The sequence below is a fragment of the Bradyrhizobium sp. UFLA05-89 genome (assembly GCF_059803475.1).
This window is the reverse complement of the sequence record NZ_JBANBA010000012.1, coordinates 16383-40880: the sequence shown is the minus strand read 5'-3', so window position 1 is coordinate 40880 and position 24498 is coordinate 16383. Positions and strand designations below refer to the sequence as shown.

Here is a 24498-nt window from a genome sequence, read left to right as displayed (position 1 = left end):
TACAGGCGTCATTTCCGGGACCGCCTCTGCGGCGGCAGTCGAGAATGTTGAAGCTTTCATGACCGAAACCGACGTCGTCATCATCGGCGCGGGCCATAACGGCCTCACCTGCGCGGCCTATCTCGCGATGGCGGGGCTGCGGGTGACGGTGGTCGAGCGGCGCAAGGTTGTCGGGGGCGCCGCGGTGACCGAGGAGTTCCACCCCGATTTCAGGAATTCGGTCGCCGCCTATACGGTGAGCCTGCTCAATCCGCAGGTCATCAGCGATCTCAAGCTCGCCGAGCACGGCTTGCGTATCGTTGAGCGGCGTGCGCAGAATTTTCTACCCGCAGCCGATGGCAGCTATCTCGTCACCGGTGAAGGGCGAACGAAAGACTCCGTGGCCCGGCTCAGCGCGCATGATGCCGAGGCGCTCGACGGCTTTTCGCGCGAGCTCGAGGCCATCGCCGACGTGCTGCGCCAGTTCGTGCTGCGCGCGCCTCCGAACCTCGTGGAGGGCTTTGGCACGGGTAGCATCCGCGAGAGCATCAACGCTCTGCAAAGCGCCAACATCCTGCGCCGCTTGAGCCTGGAGCAGAGCCGCAGCCTGCTCGACCTGTTCACGCGGTCGGCCGGCGAGATGCTGGACGATCGTTTCGAGCACGATCTCGTCAAGGCGCTGTTCGGATTCGACGCCATCGTCGGCAACTACGCCAGCCCATATGCGGCTGGCTCGGCCTACGTGATGCTGCATCACGCCTTCGGCGAGGTGAACGGCAAGAAGGGCGTCTGGGGCCACGCCATCGGTGGCATGGGCGCAATCACGCAGGCGATGGCGCGCGCCGCGCGCGACCAGGGCGTTGCGATTCAAACCGACGCCGGCGTGCGCGAGGTGATCGTCGAGCGTGATCGTGCTGTGGGCGTCGTGCTGGAGAGCGGCCAGAGCATCCGCGCGAAATACGTTGCCTCCAACGTCAACCCAAAGCTACTCTATACGCGCCTCGTCGCAGCGGACGCCGTCCCTGCCGACTTCCTCGCCCGCATCCGGCACTGGAAGAACAGCTCTGGCACCTTCCGCATGAACGTCGCGCTGGATCGCCTGCCGTCCTTTACGGCGCTCCCTGGCGACGGCGATCATCTGACCTCCGGGATCATCATCGCGCCGAGTCTCGCCTATATGGACCGCGCCTATCTGGATGCGCGCGAGCAGGGCTGGAGCAGCTCACCTGTCGTCGAGATGCTGATCCCCTCGACGCTCGATGACACGCTCGCACCGGCAGGCAAGCACGTCGCCAGCCTATTCTGCCAGCACGTCGCGCCGGAGCTGCCTGAGGGCCAATCGTGGGACGACCATCGCGAGGAGGTCGCCGACCTCATGATCGCGACGGTGGACAAATACGCACCGGGCTTTGCCGCGAGCGTGCTTGGCCGCCAGATCCTCTCCCCGCTCGATCTCGAGCGGCAATTCGGCCTGCTCGGCGGCGACATCTTCCACGGCGCACTGACACTCAACCAGCTCTTCTCGGCCCGCCCGATGCTGGGACACGCCGACTACCGCGGGCCGCTGAGGGGCCTCTACCATTGCGGCTCCGGCGCGCACCCCGGCGGCGGCGTCACGGGCGCGCCCGGCCACAATGCGGCGCGGACGATCTTGAGGGATCACCGCTCTCTGTTCGCAGGCCGTGGATAAGCGTGTGGATAGCCCGTGCACAGGCGTGTCCAACGCGTAGGGAAAGCTAGCGTGATAATCGGGAGAAACCCTGGGGACCGACTGGGGACATCCTCGCACGACGGCCGGGATATCCCTGTGGACAAGCCGGTGGACAAACCTTGGGCTAACGAAGGGAAACCCTGTGCAGCGGGTAGCGTCTCACTTTGAATCTGGAGGCCTGTGGCCAGAGACCAGTTGGATATGAAGGTCTTGGGCCACTATTTGACGCGCCCATTCGGCCTGGTCTTCCATTATCAATTTTGCGACCAGCAATTCGTCGACGATTGACGCGCCGACTTCTTCGCTCCAACGAAGGTCTGCGGCGTTTCGCTTCTCATCTATCACACGTCACTCCCTTTCGAAGCTTAGAGACACCACCGGACACCGTCAGAAACGACTGCGCCCGCAGGGGGCGTTCCCCCGCGGGCGTCGATCGCTGTCTTCAATGAAATAGCCCCCGCTCGGAAAAGGGAGGCGGAAATTACTTCAAGGAGCTGCTAACTGAACCGAACTTGTCATTCAGGCTGGTACCCAGGTTGTTGACCACGGTAATGATCGCCAGGGCGATGCCGGCTGCGATCAGACCGTATTCGATCGCGGTGGCGCCAGACTCATCAGACCAGAACTTTTGAACCATGCGCTTCAAGATTTGCCTCCAATTTCCAGTTTCGTTGGCTGCACCCAACATCCGGTAATCTACGGAGCGGAACCTAAAGTTGAATAAACACGGGAACCACAAGTTTTGAGAATGATGCGAGGCGATAACTCATTAAATTGGATCGAATTGAGCGAGTAAATTTGAATCAAATGCCCCCATTCCCCACCCACCGCGCGAGCTTTGCGATAGGCGACGAGGCCGCCGCCAAGCGTGTCGTCGACATCCTGACCGAGGTCTTTTTCGATGGTGACGCGGCGGTCGCCGCATTCGAGCAACCCGACGGGCGCTGGGATGTCACCCTGCACTTCGCGGATGCGCCGGATCAGGATTTCCTGAGGGGAATCATCGCTGAAGCGGCAGGTAGCCAGACCGCGGACACGCTGGTGTTCGACAGCGTCGAGGCCAAGGATTGGGTCAAGGCGAGCCTTGCGGATCTGGTGCCCGTTCCGGCCGGGCGCTTCGTCGTCCATGGCAGCCACGATCGCGATCGCGTGCCACCGAACAAGCTGGCCATCGAGATCGAGGCGGCGCTGGCCTTCGGCACCGGCCATCACGGCACGACGCGCGGCTGTTTACTGTTGCTTGACCATGTCTTGAAAGGTTCTCGGCCGAAGCGCGTGCTCGACCTCGGCACCGGGACCGGCGTGCTGGCGATCGCAGCGGCCAAGGCGCTGCATCGCGTGGTGCTGGCGAGCGACATCGACCCGCCCTCGGTGCGCGTGGCTCGCGAGAACGCGAGCCTGAACGAGGCCGGTCACCACGTGCATGCGATCCGTGCCACCGGCTTTGCCGCGCCCGATTTTGCCGCGTGGGGACCGTTCGACCTGGTGCTGGCCAACATTCTAGCCAACCCCCTGCGGCAATTGGCGGGCCCCATGACGCGCCGCCTCGCGCCGGGCGCGCAGGTCATCCTCTCCGGGCTCCTGACGCCCCAGGCGCCCGCGGTCATCGCGGCCTATCGCGCGCGCGGGCTGGTGCCGGTGCGGCACTTGCGGATCGAGGGCTGGAGCAGCCTGTTGCTGCGGAAGATGGGGTGAGGTGCTGTAGGGCGGGCAAAGGCGCGCTCTTCGCGCGCCGTGCCATCATCGATCCGCACCGGGCGATAGAAGTGGTGGGCACGCTTCGCTTTGCCCACCCTACGGACTACGCTGTCGACGATGCAGCGCTTGCTACTCCGTCGATTTGTCGTCGCGGCCAATCGGAACGCGCTTCTCGCGCAACATCCGCTTGGCGCGGCGCTCGGCGAAACGGTCGATCATCTGGTAGATGACGCCGCGCGGCTTCTCGGGCTCGGGAGGAGAGGGTCCGCGACGGACCGGAGGCGAGATCTTTTCAAACATAAACGCAGGCATCGTGTGTCCCCTCGCCATTGAGATGAACCACTTGCTCTTTTTGCCCTGTCATCCGGACGAAGCGCGGAAGCCGCATCCATTACTCCACTCAACGCGAATGGAACTTCGCAAGCACAGTCTATGCCAATGCACAACGATTGCGTCCACATTGCGGAGCAATCACCATCACCCTAAGATAGTCACAGCATGTTCGAAGCTCACTTCCAGACATTCGAGGAGCCGGAGGCCGGCGTCGCATTGAGCGCGCGGCTTGCAGCACTTCGCGAGGAACTCGCCCGCCGCAAGCTGACCGGCTTCGTCATTCCGCGCGCCGACCAGCAGCAGAATGAATATGTGGCCCCGTCGGAGGAGCGGCTGGCCTGGCTCACCGGCTTCACCGGCTCGGCGGGACTGGCGGTCGTGCTGCCGCAAGAGGCGGCGGTGTTCGTCGACGGCCGCTATACGCTGCAGGCGGCCAAGCAGGTCGACGCAAAGGCCTGGGCTGTGGAGTCGCTGATCGATCCACCGCCGGAAAGCTGGCTGTCCGCGCATCTGAAGACGGGCGACCGCCTAGGATTTGATCCGTGGCTGCACACTTTTGCGGCAGCCGAACGCCTATCCGCCGCCTGCGCCAAGGCCGGCGCCGAGCTGGTGGCCGTCGATTCGAACCCGGTCGATGCCATCTGGCACGACCGGCCGCCCGCTCCAATCGCGCCGGTCGTGATTCACGCCCTGCAACATGCGGGGATCGCGGAGGCGGAGAAGGTCGCGCAGATCCGCAGCGAGATCGGCAAGCTGGGCGCCGATGCACTGGTGCTGTCGGACAGCCATGCGGTGGCCTGGAGCTTCAACATTCGTGGCAGCGACGTCGCGCACACGCCGTTGCCGCTGTCCTACGCCTTGGTGCCGAAGGACGGCCGGCCGACCGTGTTCATCGACCACCGAAAGCTCTCCAACCTGACGCGCGACCATCTCGAGCAATCCGCCGATGTGCACGAGCCAGATGCATTGACGCCGACGCTGATGGCGCTCGCCAAGAGCGGCGCAGCGATCGCGCTGGACAATGCGACGGCCGCCGACGCGCTCAGCCGGCTGATCACGAGCGGCGGCGGCAAGCCGCTGCGCGGCGCCGATCCGGTGGCGCTGCTGAAGGCGGTCAAGAACGCCACCGAGATCGCTGGGACGAAGACTGCGCACCGGCGTGACGCGGTGGCGTTGGCCCGCTTCCTCGCATGGGTCGATCGCGAGGCACCCTCGGGCAAGCTGACCGAGATCGACGCAGTGGAGGCGCTGGAGACGTTCCGCCGTGACACCGGCGCACTAAAGGACGTGTCGTTCCCGACCATTTCCGGAACGGGCCCGAACGGCGCCATCGTGCATTACCGTGTCACCCGCAAGAGCAACCGGCGGATCGCACGCGGCGATCTGCTCTTGATCGATTCCGGCGCGCAGTATGAGGATGGCACCACCGACGTCACGCGCACCATGGCCGTTGGCGAGCCGACCGCGGAGATGCGCGACCGCTTCACGCGCGTGCTGCGCGGCCATATCGCGATCGCACGCGCAGTGTTTCCCGACGGTACAACCGGCGCGCAGCTCGACACGCTGGCCCGGCAATATCTCTGGGCCGCCGGCGTCGATTTCGAGCACGGCACCGGCCACGGCGTCGGCAGCTATCTCTCCGTTCATGAAGGGCCGGCGCGCATTTCGAAGCTCGGCACCACGCCGCTCAAGCGCGGCATGATCCTCTCCAACGAACCCGGCTACTACAAGACCGACGGTTTTGGCATTCGTATCGAGAATCTCGAGCTGGTGGTTGCCGCCGACATCGCCGGCGCCGAGAAGCCGATGAACGCCTTCGAGACGCTGACGCTCGCGCCGATCGACCGGCGCCTGATCGCTGTCGCGATGCTGAGCACGGATGAGCTCGACTGGCTCAACGCCTACCACGCCCGCGTCAGGGCCGAAGTGCGGCCGGCGCTCGATGATGCGACGAAGGCTTGGCTCGATGAGGCGACGGCGGAGCTGACATAGTGCATAGCACCGTCGCGTTCGCCGCAACTCTCGCCCCAACCTCCGCTGTCATTCCCCGCGCAGGCGGGGAATCCGGTATTCCAGAGGCACTGGTCGTATCCTGAGAAGCCGCGGCGTACTGGATCGCCCGGTCGAGCCGGGCGATGACACCTGTTTTGTGGCGACGCCTCGTGGGATGACGGTAGATTTGCGGTGCCGGCATCGCGCATGGCCGTATTCCGAAACATCGGTATTCGCTGATCCCGTCATGCGGCTAGTGTCGATCCATGCATGGCATGATGGGCAAGCCGACGCTCTCGGCGCAACAGAACCTCGCGACCTCTCGCGTGATGCTGATGTTGCTCGTCGCCATGACCGGCGTCGCGCCGATCTCGCTTTACATGCTGGTTCCGGCGCTGCCGGTGCTGGCGACGACGTTCGGTCGCGACATCTCGGTCGCGCAGATGACGGTGTCGCTCTACATGGTCGGCATCGCCTGCTCGCAGATCATCATGGGACCGCTGTCCGACCGGTTCGGCCGGCGACCGGTGCTGCTCGCAGGGCTCGCGCTCATGGTCGCGGCAAGCATCGCCTGCATCTTCGCGGATAACCTGCCGCAACTGATCGCAGCACGCTTCTTCCAGGCGCTGGGCGGTGCCACGGGCATGGTGGTGAGCCGCGCCATCATCCGCGACCTCTACGAGCGCGAGCGCGTCGGCGCGATGATCAGCCTCGTCGTCGCCGTCATGATGATCGCGCAAATGCTCTCACCCCTGACCGGCGGCCTGATCGAGACTGCGTTCGGCTGGCGCGCGATCTTCTACGCCATCACGGGAGGTTCGCTCTTAGTCTCCGTCGGCATCGCGCTGACGCTGCCCGAGACGCGCCGCGCTCGCGCCGCCGGCAGCGGCTTTCGCGGCGACGTCGGCAGCCTCATCCGCAATCGCGCCTTCGTCGGCTATGTGCTGTGCCAGGTGCTGGCCTCGCAGATCATTTTCACCTTCGCCGGTGGCGGCCCCTACATCGTGGTCACGCAGATGGGCCGCAGCAGCGCCGAATATGGCGCGTGGTTCGCGACCACGGCGTTTGCGTATCTGGTCGGCAATCTCCTTTGCGTGCGCTTTTCGCCGCGGCACTCGCTGGAGAGGCTGATCTGGTTCGGGCTCGCACTGCAGCTCAGCGGCAGCGTCCTGAACCTTGTCTGGAGCCTGACCGGCTGGAACGAGGCACCAGGCTGGCTGTTCGGCACGCAGATGATCGTGATGGTCGGCAATGCCTTCGTGATGGCGAACTCGGCCGCGGGCGCCATCAGCGTCCGCCCCGAAGCCGCCGGCACTGCGTCAGGCGCGATGGGCTTCCTGCAACAGGGCATCGGGTCGCTGGTATCGCAATTCGGCGCCTATCTCGGCGGCCACTCCACGACGACGCTGCCGCTGACTTCAGCGATAACGGCGATCTCACTGCTGTGCGCCTCCACCATGATCTTCATCGTGCCGCGACGCGAGGTCGTGGTCAGCGAAGAACTGATCGAGCAGGCGGAAGAGGAAGAGAGCGGGATGATGTGAGGGGTCGCCGCGAGCGACAGCTGTTCCAACACTCTCGGTGTCATCCCCCGCGAAAGCGGGGGATCCAGTACGCCGCGGCCTCTCCGTATCCTCGCACGGCCCCTGGAATACTGGATCGCCCGCCTGCGCCTGCGCGGGCGATGACGGCGAAGCAAGAGGCAGCAGCGAGCGCCAAAACCTCACTCCCCGATCAGCTTCAGCCACTCATCCTCGGTCAGCACCTTGACGCCGTGCTTGTTGGCGTCAGCCAACTTGGACCCTGCGCCGGGGCCGGCGACGACGAGATCGGTCTTCTTCGACACCGAGCCCGACACTTTCGCGCCCAGCCGTTCCGCGGTCGCCTTGGCCTCATCCCGCGTCATCTTCTCCAGCGAGCCCGTGAACACCACGGTCTTGCCGGCGACGGCCGAGTTGCTCTTCGGCTTCTCGGCGTCGATGATGTCGACTTCGCCGGTCAGCCGCTCGACGATGCCGCGGTTGTGGCTCTCGCCGAAATAGTCGGCGATGCTCTTGATCACGGTGTCGCCGATCTGGTCCAGCGCATCCATGTCGGCAATTGCCTCCTCGTCGCCGTGAGCGACCTTCAGGCAGGCGTCGTGGAAGGCATCCCATGAGCCATAGCCGCGCGCCAGCGCGAGCGCCGTGGTCTCGCCGACATGACGCATGCCGAGCGCATAGATGAAGCGCTCCAGCGCGATGTTGCGCCGGCTTTCGATGGCGCCGAAGAGGTTGCGTATCGAGGTCTCGCCGTAACCCTCGATCTCCTCCAGCTTCAGCTTCGCATTGCGCTTCTGCAGCGTGAAGATGTCGGCGGGCTCCTTCACAAATCCTTCGTCGAAGAAGTACTGAAGCTGCTTCTCGCCGAGGCCATCGATGTCGAACGCCCGCCGCGACACGAACAGCTTCAAATGCTCGATCTTCTGATAGGGACAGGCGAACTCGCCGGTGCAGCGGGCGCGCGACCCCTCCTCGCCCGTCGCCGTCTCCTCGCGCACCACATCGGTGTGTAGCGGGCACGGGCACTTCTTCGGGAACTGGAATTCCTTCGCATTCTTCGGCCGCTTGTCGATCACGACGTCGACGACCTGCGGGATGACGTCGCCAGCGCGTTGGATCACGACGGTGTCGCCGATCCGGATGTCACGGCCCTCGCGCAGCACCTCACCCTTGTTGCCAATGCCCTTGATGTAGTCCTCGTTGTGCAGCGTGACGTTCTGCACGATCACGCCGCCGACGCCGATCGGTTCGAGCTTGCCGACCGGCGTGAACGAGCCGGTGCGACCGACCTGGATCTCGATGTCGCGCAGCACCGTCATGGCGCGCTCGGCCGGAAACTTGTGCGCAATACCCCAGCGCGGCGTGCGCGACACGAAGCCGAGCCGTTCCTGCCAGTCGATGCGGTCGACCTTGTAGACCACGCCGTCGATGTCGTAGTCGAGCTCGGCACGCTGCTCTTCGATTGAATGATGAAACGCGAGCAGCTCCTCAACGGAGTGACAGAGCTTGGTCAGCGGATTGGTCTTGAAGCCGCAGCGCTCGAACCAGTGGATCATGCCACTCTGCGTGCCCTCCGGCATGGCACTCATCTGCCCCCACGCATAAGCAAAGAAGCCAAGCGGGCGCGAGGCGGTGATCCCGGGGTCCTTCTGCCGCAGCGAGCCTGCGGCCGAGTTGCGCGGATTGGCGAAGATGGTGTCGCCGGCCGCCTTCTGCCGCTCGTTGAGCGCAAGAAAAGCCTTCTTGGTCATGTAGACCTCGCCGCGCACCTCGCAGATGTCGGGGACGTTGCGGCCTTTGAGCTTCTTCGGCACGTCCTCGAGCGTACGGATGTTGGCAGTGACGTCCTCGCCCTCCGCGCCGTCGCCGCGTGTCGCCGCGGTGACGAGCTCGCCGCCCTCATAGCGCAGCGACATCGAGAGCCCGTCGATCTTGGGCTCGGCGGAGAAATCGATCCTGTCGTCGGCAAGCTTCAGGAAGCGCGCAATGCGACCAACGAAATCACGCACGTCCTCTTCCGCAAAGGCGTTGTCGAGCGACAGCATCGGCACTGCGTGCCGGACCTTCTTGAAGCGTCCGGACGGCGCCGCGCCGATCTTCTGCGACGGCGACTCGGCGCTGACGAATTCCGGAAAGCGCTTCTCGATCGCATTGAAGCGCTGGCGCAGCGCGTCATATTCGGCATCCGTTATCGTCGGCGCGTCGTCCTGATAGTAGCGCTTGTCGTGCCCCTCGAGTTCGAGGGCAAGCCGCACGTGCTCGACCTTGGCCTGCGCCTTGGTGAGATCGGCGACGTCGGGAAGCGTCTTCGTTTTGGATTTTGCTGCTCTTGCCATGACCGTTGAATACGACAGACGCTGCGCGAGGTTAAGGGCGTGTGGAAATCTCGTGCCCCGGACGCTGCGCAGCGCAAAGCGGTGCGCTGCTGATCCGGGGCCCATCTTGAGGCACCATTGTGGGTCCCGGCTCTGCGGAGCAGCGCTGCGCGCTGCACCGCGTCCGGGACACGAGATCTACGCCGTCGCCGCCCTCAACAACCGCTCCGCCGCCGCCCTCGCCTCCGCCGTGATCTCCGCCCCCGCCAGCATCCGCGCGATCTCCTCGCGGCGGTGGTCGGCGGCGAGCGCATTGACGCGGGTGGCGACGCGCTTGCCCTTGTCGAGGGCGTCCTTGGAAATCAGCAGATGCTGGTCGGCGCGTGCGGCGACCTGCGGGGCGTGGGTCACGGCCATCACCTGCACCTGGCCGGCAAGCCGCGCGAGCCGTGCGCCGATGGCATCTGCCACCGCGCCGCCAACGCCGGTGTCGATTTCGTCGAACACCAGGGTCGGCGCCGAGCCGCGGTCGGACAGCACGACCTTCAGCGCGAGGAGGAAGCGCGACAGCTCGCCGCCGGAGGCAACCTTCATCAGCGGCCCCGGCTTGGTGCCCGGATTGGTCTGCACCCAGAACTCGACGCGATCGAACCCCTGCGGTCCCGGTGCGCGCTCATCCGTCTCGACCTGGGTCATGAATTTCGCGCGTTCGAGCTTGAGCGGCGCGAGCTCGGCATTGACGGCCTTGTTGAGCTTTTCGGCCGATTTCTGGCGTGCAGCCGAGAGCTTCTCGGCAGCTGCCGCGTAGCGCGCATCAGTCTCGATCGCGGACTGCTCGAGCTTCTTCAACTGTTCGGCGCCGGCGTCGATCAGCCTGACATCGGCCGCGTACTTCGCGGCAAGCGCTGCCAGGCCATCGACGGGCGTCGAATATTTGCGCGAGGCTGCACGCAGCGCGAACAGCCGCTCCTCGATACGCTCGAGCTCCAAGGGGTCGAAATCGGTGGCGGCGAGCGCGGCCTGGAGATGCTGGTCGGCCTCCTCCAACGAATTGATCGCGGCGTCGATCGCCTTCACCGCGGGCTCGACCAGCGCCGGTGAATTGACGCCGCGGCGTTCCAGCCTTCGCACTGCCGCCGAAAGAGCCGCGACCGGCGAATTGTGACCGCCGACGATTTCCTGCGCCTCGCGCAGGTCGGAGGCGATCTTCTCGCCCTGCATCATGGTGGTACGGCGGGAGGCCAGGGCGGTCTCCTCGCCGTCCTTCGGCGCAAGCTGCTTCAATTCGTCCGAGGCATGACGCAGATAATCCGCCTCGCGCGCGGCGCGCTCCATGCCGGCGCGATGCTCCTCCAGCGCGGTGTTGGCGGTGCGCCGCGCATCCCACAGCGCTTCAACGGCCGTGACATCCTTCTCCAGCCCGGCAAAGGCATCGAGCAGGCGGCGATGCGTGGAAGCATCGACCAGCGCGCGCTCGTCATGCTGGCCGTGGATCTCGACCAGCGCGGCACCGACCGCTTTGAGGGTCTGCACGCTGATCGACTGGTCGTTGATGAAGGCGCGGGTGCGGCCGTCGGCGAGCTGCACGCGGCGCAGGATCATCTCGCAAGAATCTGCAAAACTCGCCTCTTCCAGCCCGTTCTCGGCGAGGATCTTCGTCGCGGGATGGGCCTTGGGCACGTCGAACACGGCCGTGACCTGCCCCTGCTCCGCGCCGTGGCGCACGAGGCCGGCGTCGCCGCGGCCGCCGAGCGCCAGCGCAAAGGCATCGAGCAGGATGGATTTTCCCGCGCCGGTCTCGCCGGTCAAAACCGCAAGGCCGGTCGCGAATTCGATATCGAGCCGTTCGATCAGGACGATGTCACGGATCGACAGACGCGCCAGCATGGAACCCCAAAATTTCCTAGCCGCCGAGGCCCATCTTCTTGAAGGTCCTGCTGATCCAGGACCCCTGATTCTCGCTCGGCTCGAGACCGCCGGATTTTACAAGATTATAGGCGTCCTTGTACCAGCGGCTGTCAGGAAAATTGTGCCCGAGCACGGCGGCGGCGGTCTGCGCCTCGCCAACGATGCCGATCGCCATATAGGCCTCGGTCAGGCGGTAGAGCGCCTCCTCGACGTGGCGCGTGGTCTGGTACTGCGTGACCACGGTCTTGTAGCGGTTGATCGCGGCCGTGAAGTCGCGCTTCTGCGCGTAATAGCGACCGACGGCCATCTCCTTGCCGGCGAGCTGATCGCGCCCGCCCTCGATCTTGGCCTTGGCGCTGGTCGCGTATTCGGAGTTCGGATATTTGCGCACCACCTCTTCGAGCGAGGCGATCGCCTTCTCGGTGCGGGTCTGGTCGCGGCTGATGTCGGGGATCTGGTCGTAATGGGAGGCCGCGATCAGATATTGCGCGTAGGCCGCGTCCGGGCTGCCGGGATGCAGGGTGACGTAACGGCTCGCAGAGCCGATGCAGCTGTCATAGTCGCCCGCCTGGTAGGACGCGTAAGCCGACATCAGAAGCGACTTGCGGGCCAGGTCGGAATAGGGGTGCTGCCGGTCGACCTCCTCGAACTTCTTGTTCGCCGCCTTGATGTCCTTCTTCTCGTTCATGAGGTACAGGCCCTCATTGTAGAGCTTGTCGGCCGGCTCCTCGACGAAGGTGTCGTCCTTGGCGGTGAACTTGTCCCACAGTTCGCCCGCGCCGCAGCCGCCGAGCGGCAGCGCGAGCACGAGGAACGTGGCAGCCTGCAGCAACCGTCGCGCCGAGGGCGCGAGCGAAGCCGTGAGTGATTCGCGCGTCATACGCTGTGCTGACATAAATTAAGACCTGACGCCCTGTGATGCGCTGCCCGCCACGCCATGACCCCGCCACGGCCGCGAAATCTGTTTGCCCGTGCTTCGGCGCCCTGCCATGCGACCCAAGCCGGTATAGCCCAAAAACGATCGGTAACGTCCCGGATAGGCAGGCATTTCGCCCGGATTAAGGCGACGGTGCACTGAAGCTAGTCGATCATGGTTACCAGGAAATGCGCTGGCTAGCCAAAGCGGCCGGAATCGGCCGTTCAGGACACGTCCGGCCCGTAGGCGGCGGCAATCCGGCCACCCACGATACCGCTGCCGACCTCGACCACCGGACGCGTGGTGCGGCGAGCCGCCTCACCTTCTACCACCCGCCAGGCAGTCCGATCGGCAAGCAGCGCGGTCAGGACGGCGTGGTTGAGCTTGTGGCCGCCGCGGACCGAACGGTAGGCGCCGAGCAGCGGAAGGCCGGCCAGCGCCAGATCTCCCACCACGTCCAGCACCTTGTGGCGCACGCATTCGTCGGCGTAGCGCAGACCTTCGGTATTCAGCAGCCGCTCCTCGTCAAACACGACGGTGTTCTCGAAGGAGGCGCCGCGCGCAAAGCCCGCGCTCCAGAGACGCGCCTGATCGCACATCAGGCCGAAGGTGCGGGCCCGCGCGATCTCGCGGCGGAAGCGCTCCGGGCTGAGCTCGAACGTGTAGGCCTGCCGGCCGATCACGGGATTGGCGAAATTGATCTCGACCTCGGCACGGAAGCCGTTGGCGTAAGGCCGCAGCTCGCCGAAGGAATCACCAATCGCAACCGAGACCGGCTTCAAAATCTGGATGAACCGGCGCTGTGCCGGCTGGCTGACGATGCCGGCCTGGTCGATCGCCGCGACGAACGCCGCTGCGCTACCGTCCATGATCGGAACTTCCGGACCGTCGATTTCGATGGTGGCGTTGTCCACGCCCATGCCACGCAGTGCCGCAAGCACGTGCTCAGCGGTCGACACCAGTGCGCCGTCGCGGTCGCCAAGCACGGTCGCGAAATCGGTTGCGATGACCTGTTCGGCGGTGGCCTGCACTTCGCGGTCGCAACCTTCGAGACCAGTGCGGACAAAAACCAAGCCTGCATCGACAGGTGCAGGCCCCAAGGTCAGCGTGACGGGGAGACCGGAATGAACGCCGACGCCAACCACTGTGGCCTGCGCGCGGAGCGTTGTTTGCCGGCTAAATTTCATCGGGAACTGCCCACCCTACGACCCACTGCGACTTATACTGAACCGAACTGGCCGTCCGAGGCACCAGCTCGAATCTCCGTATCCCCAAGTCACGCGCAGACCATAGTCACTGCCCCAAACAAGCCAACTCACGCTTTTTTACCAATTGTTACCCCAACTCTGCCGCATTCGGGCGTGGCGTGAACCAATTTGCGCCACGTTTGGAGGTGGTTTCGGCAACTTTACTCCACCACGGAATACATAATTAATCATTTAAAATCAGTCAGTTGGTCTCGCAGCCCGGAATCCTCCCGGCCAAAAGCAAAGGTCCCGGCGATCGATTCGCCAGGACCTTTTCCGCTCGGAGGATTGTAACAATCCTCACGTCGCCTGCCGGCGGAGGAAGGCCGGGATGTCAAGATGGTCGTCTCCCTGTGGCCCCGGCGCAACAGGCGCAGGGCGGCCATGGACGTCCAATCCCTGCGGCGCCGGCCGGCGGGCATACTCCGATACCGGATCGCTGGCTGCGATCTGCTGAGCCACGCTGCGCTGCGGCTTGCGCTCGGGCATTGGCGGCATCGCCGGGCCGGTGGTGCGCGCCGTAACCGGCGGCTCACTCTCCTCGTCGCGACGGCCAAGGCCGACATTGGCAAGGCGCTGCAGCAGCGACAGGCGGGTCTTCTGGGTCGGCTCGTCCTCGGCCTCGCGGCCCTGGCGAATCTCGGCCTGAGCCGGCATCGGCAGGTCCTCGAGGCGCGGCATCCGCGGCGCACGCAGCGGCGGACGCTCCGCCTGCGGCGGGATGAAGGTTTCCGGCGTCATCGGCTCCTGCATCGCGACGGGTGCTGCTTCCGGCTCGGGGAACAGCGAGGGCTTTTGCGCGATCGGGCGCACGGTGACGTCGCCATAGGTTTGGGGCGCCGGGGCATGCGGCACTTCGGGAGCCACAGCGGCGGCAATCGCAGCCAATGCGGCACGCTCGACATTGGGACGCGGCGCCATGGGGGCGGCAGCGACCGGCGCGGCTGCGGCCGGCGGGATCTGCGCTTCCAGCTTCTGGGCGCGCTCGGCGAGCCGCTGGTTGTCCGCGCGCAACCGCGCGGTGAGATCGGCGAGCCGGGTTTCAGCCACGGCGGCCGGAGCCTGCGGGGCGGCAACGGCGACCGCCGGTGCGCTGGAGGCCTGGCTGTTGCGGGCGATCGCCGCCTGCTCGATGCCGGTGGCAACGACCGAGACGCGGATCAGGCCGTCGAGGGCTTCGTCGAAGGTGGCGCCGACGATGATGTTGGCGTCCTGGTCGACCTCCTCGCGGATGCGGGTCGCGGCTTCATCGACCTCGAACAAGGTGAGGTCCTTGCCGCCGGTGATCGAGATCAGGAGGCCCTTGGCACCCTTCATCGAGGAATCGTCGATCAGCGGATTGGCGATCGCAGCTTCGGCCGCGGTCAGTGCGCGCTTGTCGCCGGAGGCTTCGCCCGTGCCCATCATCGCCTTGCCCATCTCACGCATCACGGCGCGGACGTCGGCGAAGTCGAGGTTGATCAGGCCTTCCTTCACCATGAGGTCGGTGATGCAGGCAACGCCCGAATAGAGCACCTGGTCGGCCATCGCGAAGGCGTCGGCGAAGGTGGTTTTCTCGTTGGCGACCCGGAACAGGTTCTGGTTCGGGATGATCAGCAGCGTATCGACGACCTTGTGCAGCTCGTTGATGCCGGCTTCAGCGGTGCGCATGCGGCGGCCGCCTTCGAAGTGGAAAGGCTTGGTCACCACGCCGACGGTGAGGATGCCCATGTCGCGCGCGGTCTTGGCGATCACCGGAGCTGCACCGGTGCCGGTGCCGCCGCCCATGCCGGCGGTGACGAACACCATGTTGGCGCCCGAGAGATGGTCGCGGAGCTCGTCAATCACCTCTTCCGCGGCGGCCGCACCGACGTTCGGCTGCGAGCCGGCGCCGAGGCCTTGCGTGACCTGCGTACCCATCTGCACGATGCGCTGCGCCTTCGACATCGTCAGCGCCTGCGCGTCGGTGTTGGCGACCACGAAGTCGACGCCCTGAAGGCCCGCCGTGATCATGTTGTTGACGGCGTTGCCGCCGGCGCCGCCGACGCCAAACACGGTGATCCGCGGCTTCAGTTCGTGAATATCAGGAACGTTGATGCTGATGGTCATGGTTGCCTCTCGATCACGCGCGCGTGGGTTCGCCCCGGCCGGCGGCCGCGGGAGTTGGTGAAAATCCGGGAACGTGGAAGCCTGTCATCAGAAGCCCTCGCGAAGCCATCGTCCGACCTTTCCGAAATAACCGCCGGTCCCTGTCTTGATCTGCCGCGTATGCCGCGGTTCGACATGTTCAAGGTGAACATATTGCGGGTAGACCAGGAGCCCGGCGGGCACCGCGAAGGCGGCGTTCTTCGCCTCATTGGGCAGCCGGCCGAAGCCGAGCGGGCGACCGATCCGCACGGGACGGCCGAGAATTTGCGTGCCGAGCTCGACGAGCCCGGTGAGCTGCGAGGCGCCGCCGCTGAGAACGATGCGGCCATTCGGCTCGGCCGCGAAGGGCGATTCCTTCAGCTTGTCGCGGACCATCTCGAAGATTTCCTCGGCCCGGTGCTTGACGATGTTGGCGATGGTGGCGCGGGAGACGATCTGCGGCAGATCCTGCTCGTCGCCTGCGGTCGGCACCGACATCAGCTCGCGCGAGTCCGATCCGCCGGTGATGACCGTGCCGTAAAGCGTCTTGATCCGCTCGGCGTCAGCGATGGTCGCCGACAGTCCGCGCGCCAGGTCCATCGTGATGTGATGACCGCCGAGCGCAAAGCCTGCCGCATGCACGAAGCGGCCGCCGGAATAGACGGCGATGGTCGTGGTGCCCGCCCCCATCTCGACGACGGCGGCGCCGAGATCGGCCTCGTCGTCGGTCAGCACGGAGAGGCCGGCGACATAGGGGCTCGCCGCCATGGCTTCGACGTTGATGTGGCAGCGCTCCACCGCCAGCATCAGGTTGCGCGCCACGGTGGCGTCGCAGGTGACCACGTTCATGTCGACGCCGAACTGGCGCGCGATCATGCCGCGGGCATCGCGGATGCCCTTGACGCCATCGAGCGTGTAGCCGACGGGCAGCGCGTGCAGCACGGTACGGCCCTCGCCGGTGGCATGGCGCATGCCGGTGGAGGTGACGCGACTGACGTCGGCCGGCGTGACCGCACCGCCGCGGATGTCGGCGGCGGCTTCGACCATGTGCCCGGCGAGCCTGCCGCCGGAGACCGACAGCAGCACGGATTCGACCCGCACCTTCGCCATCTTCTCCGCAAGCCCGACGGCCTGGCGCACCGCCTGCTCGCATTCGCCGAGATCGATCACCGCGCCAGCTTTCATGCCGCGCGACTGGATCTGGCTGTAGCCGGTCAATTCCACCGCATGGGTACGGCCGCGCAGCGCCTCGCTTGGCGCGGACGGCTTCAGCCGCGCGATCATGCAGGCGATCTTGCTGGTGCCGATGTCGAGACAGGCGACGAGCCCGGCGCGCTTATGCGGCATCGGGCGGGTCTTCGGCGTCTGGGTGCGATCGAGACCGGTCATGCGGAATCACCGGCCTTCTTCTTGGACTTCTTGTCCTTGAACATTTCTTCGCGCGCCTTCGCGACGTCGTCGGAGAGCTGCACTACGAGACGATCGGGCAGGCGCATGTCGACGGCGACGATATCCTTGGAGAACAGCTTCTCCTCCTTGTCGAGCTTGGACAGGGCGGCAAGCGCATTGCCGACGTCCTGCTCGGGCAGCCGCACGTCGAGGCCGTCCTTGAGCCGCAGATTCCAACGGCGCTCGCCGATGAAGATCGCCGCCTTGGTCACCGACTGCACCTGCGGGTAGCGCGCGAGCAGCGCGAGGAAATCGCGCGCCTGGCTGGCTGCGCCCTTGCCGACCACGAGCGGCAGCGTCAGGAAGCGGCGCGAAACGTAGGGCTCGAGCACAGCGCCATCGTCGGCGATCACAGAGAGTCGGCCAGCTTCCTGCCACAGCGCGAACGCCTTGCGCTCGGTGATGTCGATCTGGAGCTGGCCAGGATAGAGCTTCAGCACAGTCGCGTCCGCGATCCAGGGATTGGCCTTGAGCTTGTCGCGCAGGCCGTCGGCATCGAGGAACAGCAGCGATGAGCGGCCGCTGACGCCGCCGATGGCGAGGATCTCGTCCTGGCTGAGCTGCTTGCGGCCGTTGATGACGACGGACGTGATGCGGAAGCCGGCGGAATTGGCCAGCGCATTGCGGGCATCGCTGACCGCGATGATGAAATCCTGGAGATGGCCGCCCTTGACGATGCCGAGACCGGTAGCGCCTGCGAGCAGGATGACGGTCAGGCTGATGCCGACCCGGCGCGGCAGGAAGCGTTCGACCAGCGCGACGATGCGCGGCGTCGGCTCGCGCTCCGGAAGGGCCTTGGCGCGGGCACGCTTTTCCTCGAGCTTCTCTTCGCGCTTGTCTTGGCGCTTCTGCTCGACCCACTCGCGCAGAAGCACGACCGCTCCAATAGCGGCCGCCTTCAGGTCAGCTTGGGGCCTCAGCGATCGAAGTACTGACCGGGTGAGACTGCCTGCACCATCCATTGCACGAGCTCATCAACAGTTAGCCCGCGGAAAATTCGCGGGTTCTGACGCCCATGACGTCTCGGACCGGCCGGCCGGGTCAGCAGAAGAAGCCTCTCCCCTTCAAAGCGTTGGCCGGAGTCGGGAACCCCCGCGACAGCCCACGCGCCGGCAGCCAAATCGCCATATGCGCCGCCAGCGTTAACCTTCGGACTTCCTGGTAAACAAAAGGTAAACTTCGTTAACGGCTGGAGCTTTTTGCCTCGTCTTGTGAGGCATTTATGCCGCTATCCCCGGCATTTTACCGATTTTGGGTTCCAAAACCGGCCGTTTCGTCCGGCCGGCCGTTAACCAGCCTCAATTATTTCCGCACCCGCCCTTCGGCGAGCTCGATCAGGTCATGCAGGAAGTCGACGAACTCGATCCCCTGCGCCTTCAGCGCCTTGGGATAGAGAGAGGACTTGGTGAGGCCGGGCAGCGTGTTGGTCTCCAGGTAGACGAGCCCCTTGTCCGACACGATGAAGTCCGACCGGGAATAACCGGTGCAGGACATCGCCCGGTGCGCTCGCATCGCCTGGTCCATCAGCGCGGCCGTGACCTCCGGCGAGAATCGGCCGGGGCAGATCTCCTGGGTCGATGAGAGCAGATACTTTGCGGCGTAATCGAAATTGCCCTCGCCCGGGATGATCTCGATCGGCGGCAGCGACATCATCGAGCCGTCCGGCCGCTCCAGCACGCCGCAGGTTGCTTCGATCCCGGCGATGTAGGGTTCGATGACGTATTCTTCATGCTTGGCCGCATTGCGGACCGCGACGAGATCCTGCTTGGCGTTGACGAAGATCAGGCCGTAGCTCGAACCATCGCGCGCCGGCTTTGCGATCAGCCTGCCGTATTCGGCAAAGGCGTCGTCGATATTTTCGAGCGCAATGCCAATCGGCGGCGTCACACCGCCGAGGGTGGCAAACTGCTTGGCGGCAATCTTGTCGAAGGCCAGATGCGAGGACGCCGAGCCCGATCCGGTGAAGGCTACGCCGCGCGATTCGCACATCACCTGCAATTCGCCGTTCTCGGCGCGGCCGCCATGTAGCGCGAGCACCAGCACACGATCCTCGACCTTGGCCTGGTCGAGCGCCTGTTCCAGCGGAACGCCGCGCGTGCCCGGATTGAACTCGTCCTCGAAGGGACGGGCGTGTTCGGCGAGCTGCTTCGACTGGACGACGTGGACGTTGTCCTCGATGTCCCAGAACCAGAGATCGGCTTCGGGCAACGCCTGCTGCAGCGCCTGCGCGCTTGCGGCCGAGACCAGACGCTCCCTGTTGGAGCCGCCGAAGAGAATGGTGATGCGCATGTGTTCAGTCACCTATCCGTAGGCGTCATTCCACATTGCGCATTTGCGCAATGTGGAATGACGATCATGCGGGAATCCCAATCCGTTTGATTTCCCAGTGTAGCTCAATTCCGGAATTTACCTTCACGCGTTCGCGCACGGTCTCGCCCAGTGTCTCGATGTCGTGACCGGTCGCATCGCCGGTGTTGATCAGGAAGTTGCAGTGCATCTCCGACACCTGCGCGCCGCCGACGCGCAGGCCGCGGCAGCCGGCAGCGTCGATCAGCTTCCAGGCGGAGTGACCGGGCGGATTCTTGAAGGTCGAGCCGCCGGTTTTTTCTCGGATCGGCTGGGCGGTCTCGCGATGGTTTTGCACCTCCGCCATGCGGGCGCGGATTGCCTCCGCATCCTTGATGACGCCACGAAAGCGCGCGGACGTGAAGATGACCGAGGGATCGACACCGCTGTTGCGGTAGACGAACTTCATGTCGGCATTGGAGAAGATGTGCCTTGTGCCGTCGCGACCGATGCCGGTCGCCTCGATCAGCACGTCCTTGGTCTCGCCGCCATTGGCCCCCGCATTCATCCGCAGCGCGCCGCCGATCGTGCCGGGAATGCCGAAGAAGAATTCGAGCCCGCCGATATCAGCGCTGGCCGCCACTTCGGCAACGCGCTTGTCGAGCGCGGCAGCCCCCGCGGCGACGATGTCGCCGCTCGCGCTCGCCTCGCCAAAGGCGCGCGGCGCAAGACGGATCACGACGCCCGAGATGCCGCCATCGCGCACGATGAGATTGGAGCCGACGCCGACGACGTAGACCGGAATGTCGGTCGACAGATGCGCGAGGAAATAAGCGAGATCGTCTTCATCGGCCGGCGTGAACAACACCTGCGCGGGACCGCCGACGCGAAACCAGGTGAGCTCGGCCAGCGACTGGTTCGCCAGCAGCCGCCCGCGCAGGTCAGGCATCGCGGCTTTGAGTTCGGGCGTGATGTCGGGAAAGCTCATGCGACGGCTCACCCCAGCGCCTTCAATTCGCCGGGCAGCGCGTAGGCCCATTGCGTGATGTTGCCGGCGCCCAGGCACACGACGAGATCGCCTGACTTCGCCGTGCCCTTGACGATGCCGGCGAGGTCCGAGGATGCCGGCAGCGGGATCACCTGGCGATGGCCGTGGGCGCGCAGGCCGGCGACGAAATGATCGCGGTCGATGCCTTCGATCGGGGCCTCCCCTGCGGGATAGACCTCGGCGACAACAACCGCATCCGCATCGTTGAAGCAGGTGCAGAATTCCTCGAACAGCGATTGCAGGCGGGTGAAGCGGTGCGGCTGCACCACGGCGACGATCTTGCCGTTGGTGGATTCGCGCGCCGCCTTCAGCACCGCAGCAATCTCGACGGGATGGTGACCGTAGTCGTCGATCACGGTGATACCATTCCACTCGCCGGTCTTGGTGAAACGGCGCTTCACGCCGCCGAAGGTCGCCATCGCCTTGCGGATCGCCTCGTCGGAGACGCCGAGCTCATGCGCCACTGCAATCGCGGCTGTCGCGTTGGAGGCATTGTGACGTCCCGGCATCGGCAGCATGAGATCCGCGATCTCATGCACGGCACCGCTCTTGCGATCGCGGATCGCGACCTTGAATTTCGAGCCGCCACCCATCGGCGTGAGATCGACAAGCCGTGCATCAGCCTGCGGGTTCTCGCCATAGGTGATGATGCGGCGATCCTCGATCTTGCCGACCAGGCTCTGCACGGTCGGATGATCGATGCACATCACGGCAAAGCCGTAGAACGGCAGGTTCTCGACGAATTGGCGGAACGCATCCTGCACGGCTTCGAACGTCTTGAAGTGATCGAGATGCTCTGGGTCGACATTGGTGACGATCGCGACATCCGTCGGCAGCTTCAGGAACGTGCCGTCGCTCTCGTCCGCTTCCACCACCATCCAGTCGCCAGCACCGAGCCGTGCATTCGAGCCATAGGCGTTGATGATGCCGCCGTTGATCACGGTTGGATCGAGGCCGCCGGCATCGAGCAGCGTTGCGACCATCGTCGTCGTCGTGGTCTTGCCATGGGTGCCGGCGATCGCCACGCAGCTCTTCAGCCGCATCAATTCGGCCAGCATCTCGGCACGGCGCACCACGGGAATGCGCTGCGCGCGCGCCGCCATCAATTCCGGATTGTCGCGCTTGATCGCGGAGGACACGACGACGACGTCGGCGCCATCGACATTTTCGGCCCTGTGGCCGACCGAGACCTTTGCGCCCTTCTTGCGCAGCCGGTCGAGATTGTAATTGTCGGAGGCGTCCGAGCCCTGCACGGCGTAGCCGAGATTGACCAGCACCTCGGCAATGCCGCTCATGCCGATGCCGCCGATCCCGACGAAGTGGATGGGTCCGATCTCGCGCGGCAGTCTCATGTTGTCTCCTCGACGTCATCGTCCGCCTTGTGCGCTCTTGCGCACTGGGGCGGGACGATCCAGTACTCCGCGAAGCCTGAGATTCAAATCAGCCTGCGCCGGTTACTGGATGCCCCGCTTTCGCGGGGCATGACAAGGGGCATTTTTGGTCATTCCGGGGCGGAACTGACGTCAGATTCCGGCGACTTTGACCACCAGGTCGGCCAGCCGCTCGGCGGCATCGAGCCGGCCGGCACCGCGGGCGGCCTCGGCCATGGCGGCAAGCCGCGCGGGCTCGACGGCGAAGGCAGAGATCTCCGCGGCCAGCCGGTCCGAGGTGAACTCGGTCTGCGGGATGCGCAGACCGCCGTTCACCTGGGCGAGCACCCCGGCATTGGCGAACTGGTCCTGGTCGATCGAGCCGGGCAGCGGTACCAGGATCGAGGGCCGCCCGATTGCCGCGAGCTCGGCGACCGTGCCGGCGCCCGAGCGCGACACTACCAGATGATTCGAGGCAAGCCGCGCCGGCAAATCGGTGAAGAACGGCGCGAGCTCGGCATTGATCTTGAGCTTGTCGTAGACCGCGCGCACCCGCGTCATGTCCTCATCGCGGACCTGCTGGGTGAGGATCAACCGGCTCCAGATCGCGGGCGCGAGCCGCTCGATCGCGCCGGGCACGATGTCGGCCATGATGCGCGCGCCCTGGCTACCACCAACGACAAGCAGGCGCAGCGGGCCGTTGGGCTCCGGCGGCGTGTACTTCACCGCGGCGGCTGCGAGGATCGCCGGACGCATCGGGGTGCCGACCGTCGTGGTCTTCGGCGCCAGCGTGGGATCCCGGTCGAGCACGCCCGGCAAGGACGTCGCGATCGCGCGTACATGGCGCGACAGGAACCGATTGGCACGACCGAGCACCGCGTTGGCATCGTGGATGATACCGGGCACACCGGCGAGCCTGGCCGCGATCAACGGCGGCAGCGTCGGATAACCGCCGAAGCCGACGACTGCGACCGGCCGCAATCGGCGCATCAGATTGAAGGCGGAGAGCGTGCCGGTGGCGAGCGTGAAGCCGGCATGGGCAAGCTGCAGCGGATTGCGGCCGCGCGCGGTTTCGCTCGCCACGACGTCGATCATGTCCTTGCTGAATAGCCCGCTGTAGCGGAGCGCACGCGCGTCGGTGACGAGACGCACGCGAAACCCGCGCCGGATCAATTCGACGCCGAGCGCCTCGGCCGGGAACAGATGACCGCCGGTGCCGCCTGCGGCGAGAAGAATCAGGGGGGAAGTGTCCATGGCGGAGGGTTTTACCGGGACTTTTCCGTCATTGCGAGCGGGGCAAATCCAGGATGCCAATCCTCATCCTGAGGAGCGCGGAACGCGCGTCTCGAAGGATGAAGGCCCGGCCGCTGGCCTCGCCCTTCGAGACGCCGCGCGAGCGTGGGTCCTCAGGGTGAGGGTCGGGCATCACGCGTAGCTGCGCATCGCCTCGGCGCGGCCGATCGACTCGACCTCGGTGCGCGGACGCAGCCGTGTCAGCGCCAGCATCATGCCGACGCCGTAAGCGAGCGTCACGATGGAGGAGCCGCCATAGGAGATGAACGGCAGCGTCATGCCCTTGGCCGGGATGAGCTGAAGATTGACCGACATGTTGATCGCGGCCTGCACGCCGAACAGGATGGCAAGGCCGGAGGCGGCAAAGCGCGAGAACATGTCCTCATTGGCATAGGCGCGCGACAGCGTGCGGATGACGATGAAGGCGAACAGCGCCAGCATCGCAAGGCACAGGATGATGCCGAACTCTTCGGCCGCGACGGCAAACACGAAGTCGGTGTGGCTGTCCGGCAGGCTGCGCTTGGCGATGCCCTCGCCCGGCCCCAGGCCAAACCATCCGCCGTTGTAGAAGGCTTCCATCGCGGTATCGACCTGGAAGGTGTCGCCAGAAGCCGGATTCATGAATCGCTTGATGCGCCCGGCGACATGCGGAACAAAAAGATAGGCGCTGAACAGGCCGGCGGAGGCGGCGCCCGCAAGCCCGAACACCCAGATCATGCGCATGCCCGCGATGAAGAACAGCGCGCCCCACACCATCAGGATCAGCATGGTCTGGCCGAAATCGGGCTCCATGACGAGGAGCGAGACCAGCATCAACAGCAGCACCAGCGCCATCGAGGTCGCGGGCATCTCAGGCCGCTTGGTCGATTCTGCGAACAGCCAGGCGGCGATGACGACGAATGACGGCTTTGCGGCCTCGGAGGCCTGGATGTTGACGCCGAGCAGCGTGATCCAGCGCCGCGAGCCCTTCACCTCGGGGCCAATGGCGAGCGTCACCACGATGAGTATGATGCTGATCGCGAAGATGATCAGCGCGCTGCGCCGGATCGCACGCGGCGACAGAAACGACACGCCGATCAGGACAATGAAGGACGGCGCCAGAAACATCACGTGCCGGCTGAAGAAGTGGAAGGGATCGAGCCCGATGCGGGTCGCAACCGGCGGGCTCGCCGCCAGCGACAGGATGACGCCAGTCAGCATCAGCGCCAGGATGACGCCGAGCAGCGGCTTGTCGACGGTCCACCACCATTCGGAAAAGGGGGTGCGTTCTTCACGGGAGAGCATGGGGCGGCCGACTTTCGGACAG

18 protein-coding genes are annotated in these 24498 nt (G+C 65.3%); 4 read left to right on the top strand and 14 right to left on the bottom strand.

Features of this window, described 5'->3' with window-relative positions; genetic code table 11:
• Positions 1-58: 58 nt before the first annotated feature.
• Positions 59-1669: a phytoene desaturase family protein gene (locus SO139_RS09075; protein ID WP_449379294.1), complete on the top strand. Its 1611-nt coding sequence runs from the start codon at positions 59-61 to the stop codon at positions 1667-1669.
• A gap of 502 nt (positions 1670-2171) precedes the next feature.
• On the opposite strand, the gene SO139_RS09070 is transcribed toward SO139_RS09075, so the two are convergent.
• A complete protein-coding gene (locus tag SO139_RS09070) occupies positions 2172-2327 on the bottom strand; it encodes a Flp family type IVb pilin (RefSeq protein WP_449379325.1) in 156 nt (51 codons plus the stop codon).
• A 170-nt stretch (positions 2328-2497) separates the two neighbouring features.
• Between SO139_RS09070 and SO139_RS09065 the strand changes: the two genes are divergently transcribed.
• Positions 2498-3385: a 50S ribosomal protein L11 methyltransferase gene (locus SO139_RS09065; RefSeq protein ID WP_449379326.1), complete on the top strand. Its 888-nt coding sequence runs from the start codon at positions 2498-2500 to the stop codon at positions 3383-3385.
• A gap of 132 nt (positions 3386-3517) precedes the next feature.
• Here the strand turns inward: SO139_RS09065 and SO139_RS09060 are convergent, their stop codons facing one another.
• Positions 3518-3700, bottom strand: coding sequence for a hypothetical protein (locus SO139_RS09060; protein ID WP_449379295.1), 183 nt, complete (start codon positions 3698-3700; stop codon positions 3518-3520).
• Positions 3701-3886: 186 nt separating this feature from the next.
• Here SO139_RS09060 and SO139_RS09055 point away from each other — a divergent pair, with 186 nt between their 5' ends.
• Together SO139_RS09055 and SO139_RS09050 are read left to right on the top strand one after the other, a co-directional pair.
• Complete coding sequence (locus tag SO139_RS09055; RefSeq protein ID WP_449379296.1) at positions 3887-5713, top strand: aminopeptidase P family protein; 1827 nt, start codon at positions 3887-3889, stop codon at positions 5711-5713.
• Between the two features lie 266 nt (positions 5714-5979).
• Positions 5980-7257, top strand: a complete 1278-nt coding sequence (locus SO139_RS09050; RefSeq protein ID WP_449379297.1) for a multidrug effflux MFS transporter — start codon at positions 5980-5982, stop codon at positions 7255-7257.
• 179 nt (positions 7258-7436) lie between these two features.
• Here SO139_RS09050 and ligA read toward each other — a convergent pair whose 3' ends face one another.
• The 12 genes from ligA to ftsW all read right to left on the bottom strand — a co-directional run bounded on the left by ligA (position 7437) and on the right by ftsW (position 24476).
• Positions 7437-9590 (bottom strand): NAD-dependent DNA ligase LigA, encoded by a 2154-nt coding sequence (gene ligA / locus SO139_RS09045; RefSeq protein WP_449379298.1) that lies wholly within the window; start codon positions 9588-9590, stop codon positions 7437-7439.
• A 177-nt stretch (positions 9591-9767) separates the two neighbouring features.
• Complete coding sequence (recN, locus tag SO139_RS09040; protein ID WP_449379299.1) at positions 9768-11456, bottom strand: DNA repair protein RecN; 1689 nt, start codon at positions 11454-11456, stop codon at positions 9768-9770.
• A gap of 16 nt (positions 11457-11472) precedes the next feature.
• Positions 11473-12372, bottom strand: coding sequence for an outer membrane protein assembly factor BamD (locus SO139_RS09035; protein ID WP_449379300.1), 900 nt, complete (start codon positions 12370-12372; stop codon positions 11473-11475).
• A gap of 245 nt (positions 12373-12617) precedes the next feature.
• A complete protein-coding gene (gene lpxC / locus SO139_RS09030) occupies positions 12618-13580 on the bottom strand; it encodes a UDP-3-O-acyl-N-acetylglucosamine deacetylase (protein ID WP_449379301.1) in 963 nt (320 codons plus the stop codon).
• A gap of 360 nt (positions 13581-13940) precedes the next feature.
• A complete protein-coding gene (ftsZ, locus tag SO139_RS09025; RefSeq protein ID WP_449379302.1) occupies positions 13941-15728 on the bottom strand; it encodes a cell division protein FtsZ in 1788 nt (595 codons plus the stop codon).
• Between the two features lie 87 nt (positions 15729-15815).
• On the bottom strand, positions 15816-17135 hold the full coding sequence (gene ftsA, locus SO139_RS09020; RefSeq protein ID WP_449379303.1) for a cell division protein FtsA: 1320 nt from the start codon (positions 17133-17135) through the stop codon (positions 15816-15818).
• Positions 17132-18157, bottom strand: coding sequence for a cell division protein FtsQ/DivIB (locus SO139_RS09015; protein ID WP_449379304.1), 1026 nt, complete (start codon positions 18155-18157; stop codon positions 17132-17134). Before SO139_RS09015 ends, ftsA begins: the two co-directional genes overlap by 4 nt.
• Before the next feature lie 340 nt (positions 18158-18497).
• On the bottom strand, positions 18498-19484 hold the full coding sequence (locus tag SO139_RS09010; protein ID WP_449379305.1) for a D-alanine--D-alanine ligase family protein: 987 nt from the start codon (positions 19482-19484) through the stop codon (positions 18498-18500).
• Positions 19485-19548: 64 nt separating this feature from the next.
• Positions 19549-20469, bottom strand: a complete 921-nt coding sequence (gene murB / locus SO139_RS09005) for a UDP-N-acetylmuramate dehydrogenase (RefSeq protein ID WP_449379306.1) — start codon at positions 20467-20469, stop codon at positions 19549-19551.
• Positions 20470-20477: 8 nt separating this feature from the next.
• Entirely contained in the window at positions 20478-21881 is a 1404-nt protein-coding gene (gene murC / locus SO139_RS09000; RefSeq protein ID WP_449379307.1) for a UDP-N-acetylmuramate--L-alanine ligase, read from the bottom strand.
• 171 nt (positions 21882-22052) lie between these two features.
• Positions 22053-23153 carry an undecaprenyldiphospho-muramoylpentapeptide beta-N-acetylglucosaminyltransferase gene (gene murG / locus SO139_RS08995; RefSeq protein WP_449379308.1) on the bottom strand — a complete coding sequence of 367 codons (1101 nt, stop codon included), beginning with the start codon at positions 23151-23153 and terminating at the stop codon, positions 22053-22055.
• A 171-nt stretch (positions 23154-23324) separates the two neighbouring features.
• A complete protein-coding gene (gene ftsW, locus SO139_RS08990; protein WP_449379309.1) occupies positions 23325-24476 on the bottom strand; it encodes a putative lipid II flippase FtsW in 1152 nt (383 codons plus the stop codon).
• Positions 24477-24498: the final 22 nt, after the last annotated feature.

Bases quoted from the DNA above. Each gene is read 5' to 3' on its own strand.
- SO139_RS09075 (WP_449379294.1), top strand. From the start codon at position 59: ATGACCGAAACCGACGTCGTCATCATCGGCGCGGGCCATAACGGCCTC.
- SO139_RS09070 (WP_449379325.1), bottom strand. From the start codon at position 2,327: ATGGTTCAAAAGTTCTGGTCTGATGAGTCTGGCGCCACCGCGATCGAA.
- SO139_RS09065 (WP_449379326.1), top strand. From the start codon at position 2,498: ATGCCCCCATTCCCCACCCACCGCGCGAGCTTTGCGATAGGCGACGAG.
- SO139_RS09060 (WP_449379295.1), bottom strand. From the start codon at position 3,700: ATGCCTGCGTTTATGTTTGAAAAGATCTCGCCTCCGGTCCGTCGCGGA.
- SO139_RS09055 (WP_449379296.1), top strand. From the start codon at position 3,887: ATGTTCGAAGCTCACTTCCAGACATTCGAGGAGCCGGAGGCCGGCGTC.
- SO139_RS09050 (WP_449379297.1), top strand. From the start codon at position 5,980: ATGCATGGCATGATGGGCAAGCCGACGCTCTCGGCGCAACAGAACCTC.
- ligA (WP_449379298.1), bottom strand. From the start codon at position 9,590: ATGGCAAGAGCAGCAAAATCCAAAACGAAGACGCTTCCCGACGTCGCC.
- recN (WP_449379299.1), bottom strand. From the start codon at position 11,456: ATGCTGGCGCGTCTGTCGATCCGTGACATCGTCCTGATCGAACGGCTC.
- SO139_RS09035 (WP_449379300.1), bottom strand. From the start codon at position 12,372: ATGTCAGCACAGCGTATGACGCGCGAATCACTCACGGCTTCGCTCGCG.
- lpxC (WP_449379301.1), bottom strand. From the start codon at position 13,580: ATGAAATTTAGCCGGCAAACAACGCTCCGCGCGCAGGCCACAGTGGTT.
- ftsZ (WP_449379302.1), bottom strand. From the start codon at position 15,728: ATGACCATCAGCATCAACGTTCCTGATATTCACGAACTGAAGCCGCGG.
- ftsA (WP_449379303.1), bottom strand. From the start codon at position 17,135: ATGACCGGTCTCGATCGCACCCAGACGCCGAAGACCCGCCCGATGCCG.
- SO139_RS09015 (WP_449379304.1), bottom strand. From the start codon at position 18,157: ATGGATGGTGCAGGCAGTCTCACCCGGTCAGTACTTCGATCGCTGAGG.
- SO139_RS09010 (WP_449379305.1), bottom strand. From the start codon at position 19,484: ATGCGCATCACCATTCTCTTCGGCGGCTCCAACAGGGAGCGTCTGGTC.
- murB (WP_449379306.1), bottom strand. From the start codon at position 20,469: ATGAGCTTTCCCGACATCACGCCCGAACTCAAAGCCGCGATGCCTGAC.
- murC (WP_449379307.1), bottom strand. From the start codon at position 21,881: ATGAGACTGCCGCGCGAGATCGGACCCATCCACTTCGTCGGGATCGGC.
- murG (WP_449379308.1), bottom strand. From the start codon at position 23,153: ATGGACACTTCCCCCCTGATTCTTCTCGCCGCAGGCGGCACCGGCGGT.
- ftsW (WP_449379309.1), bottom strand. From the start codon at position 24,476: ATGCTCTCCCGTGAAGAACGCACCCCCTTTTCCGAATGGTGGTGGACC.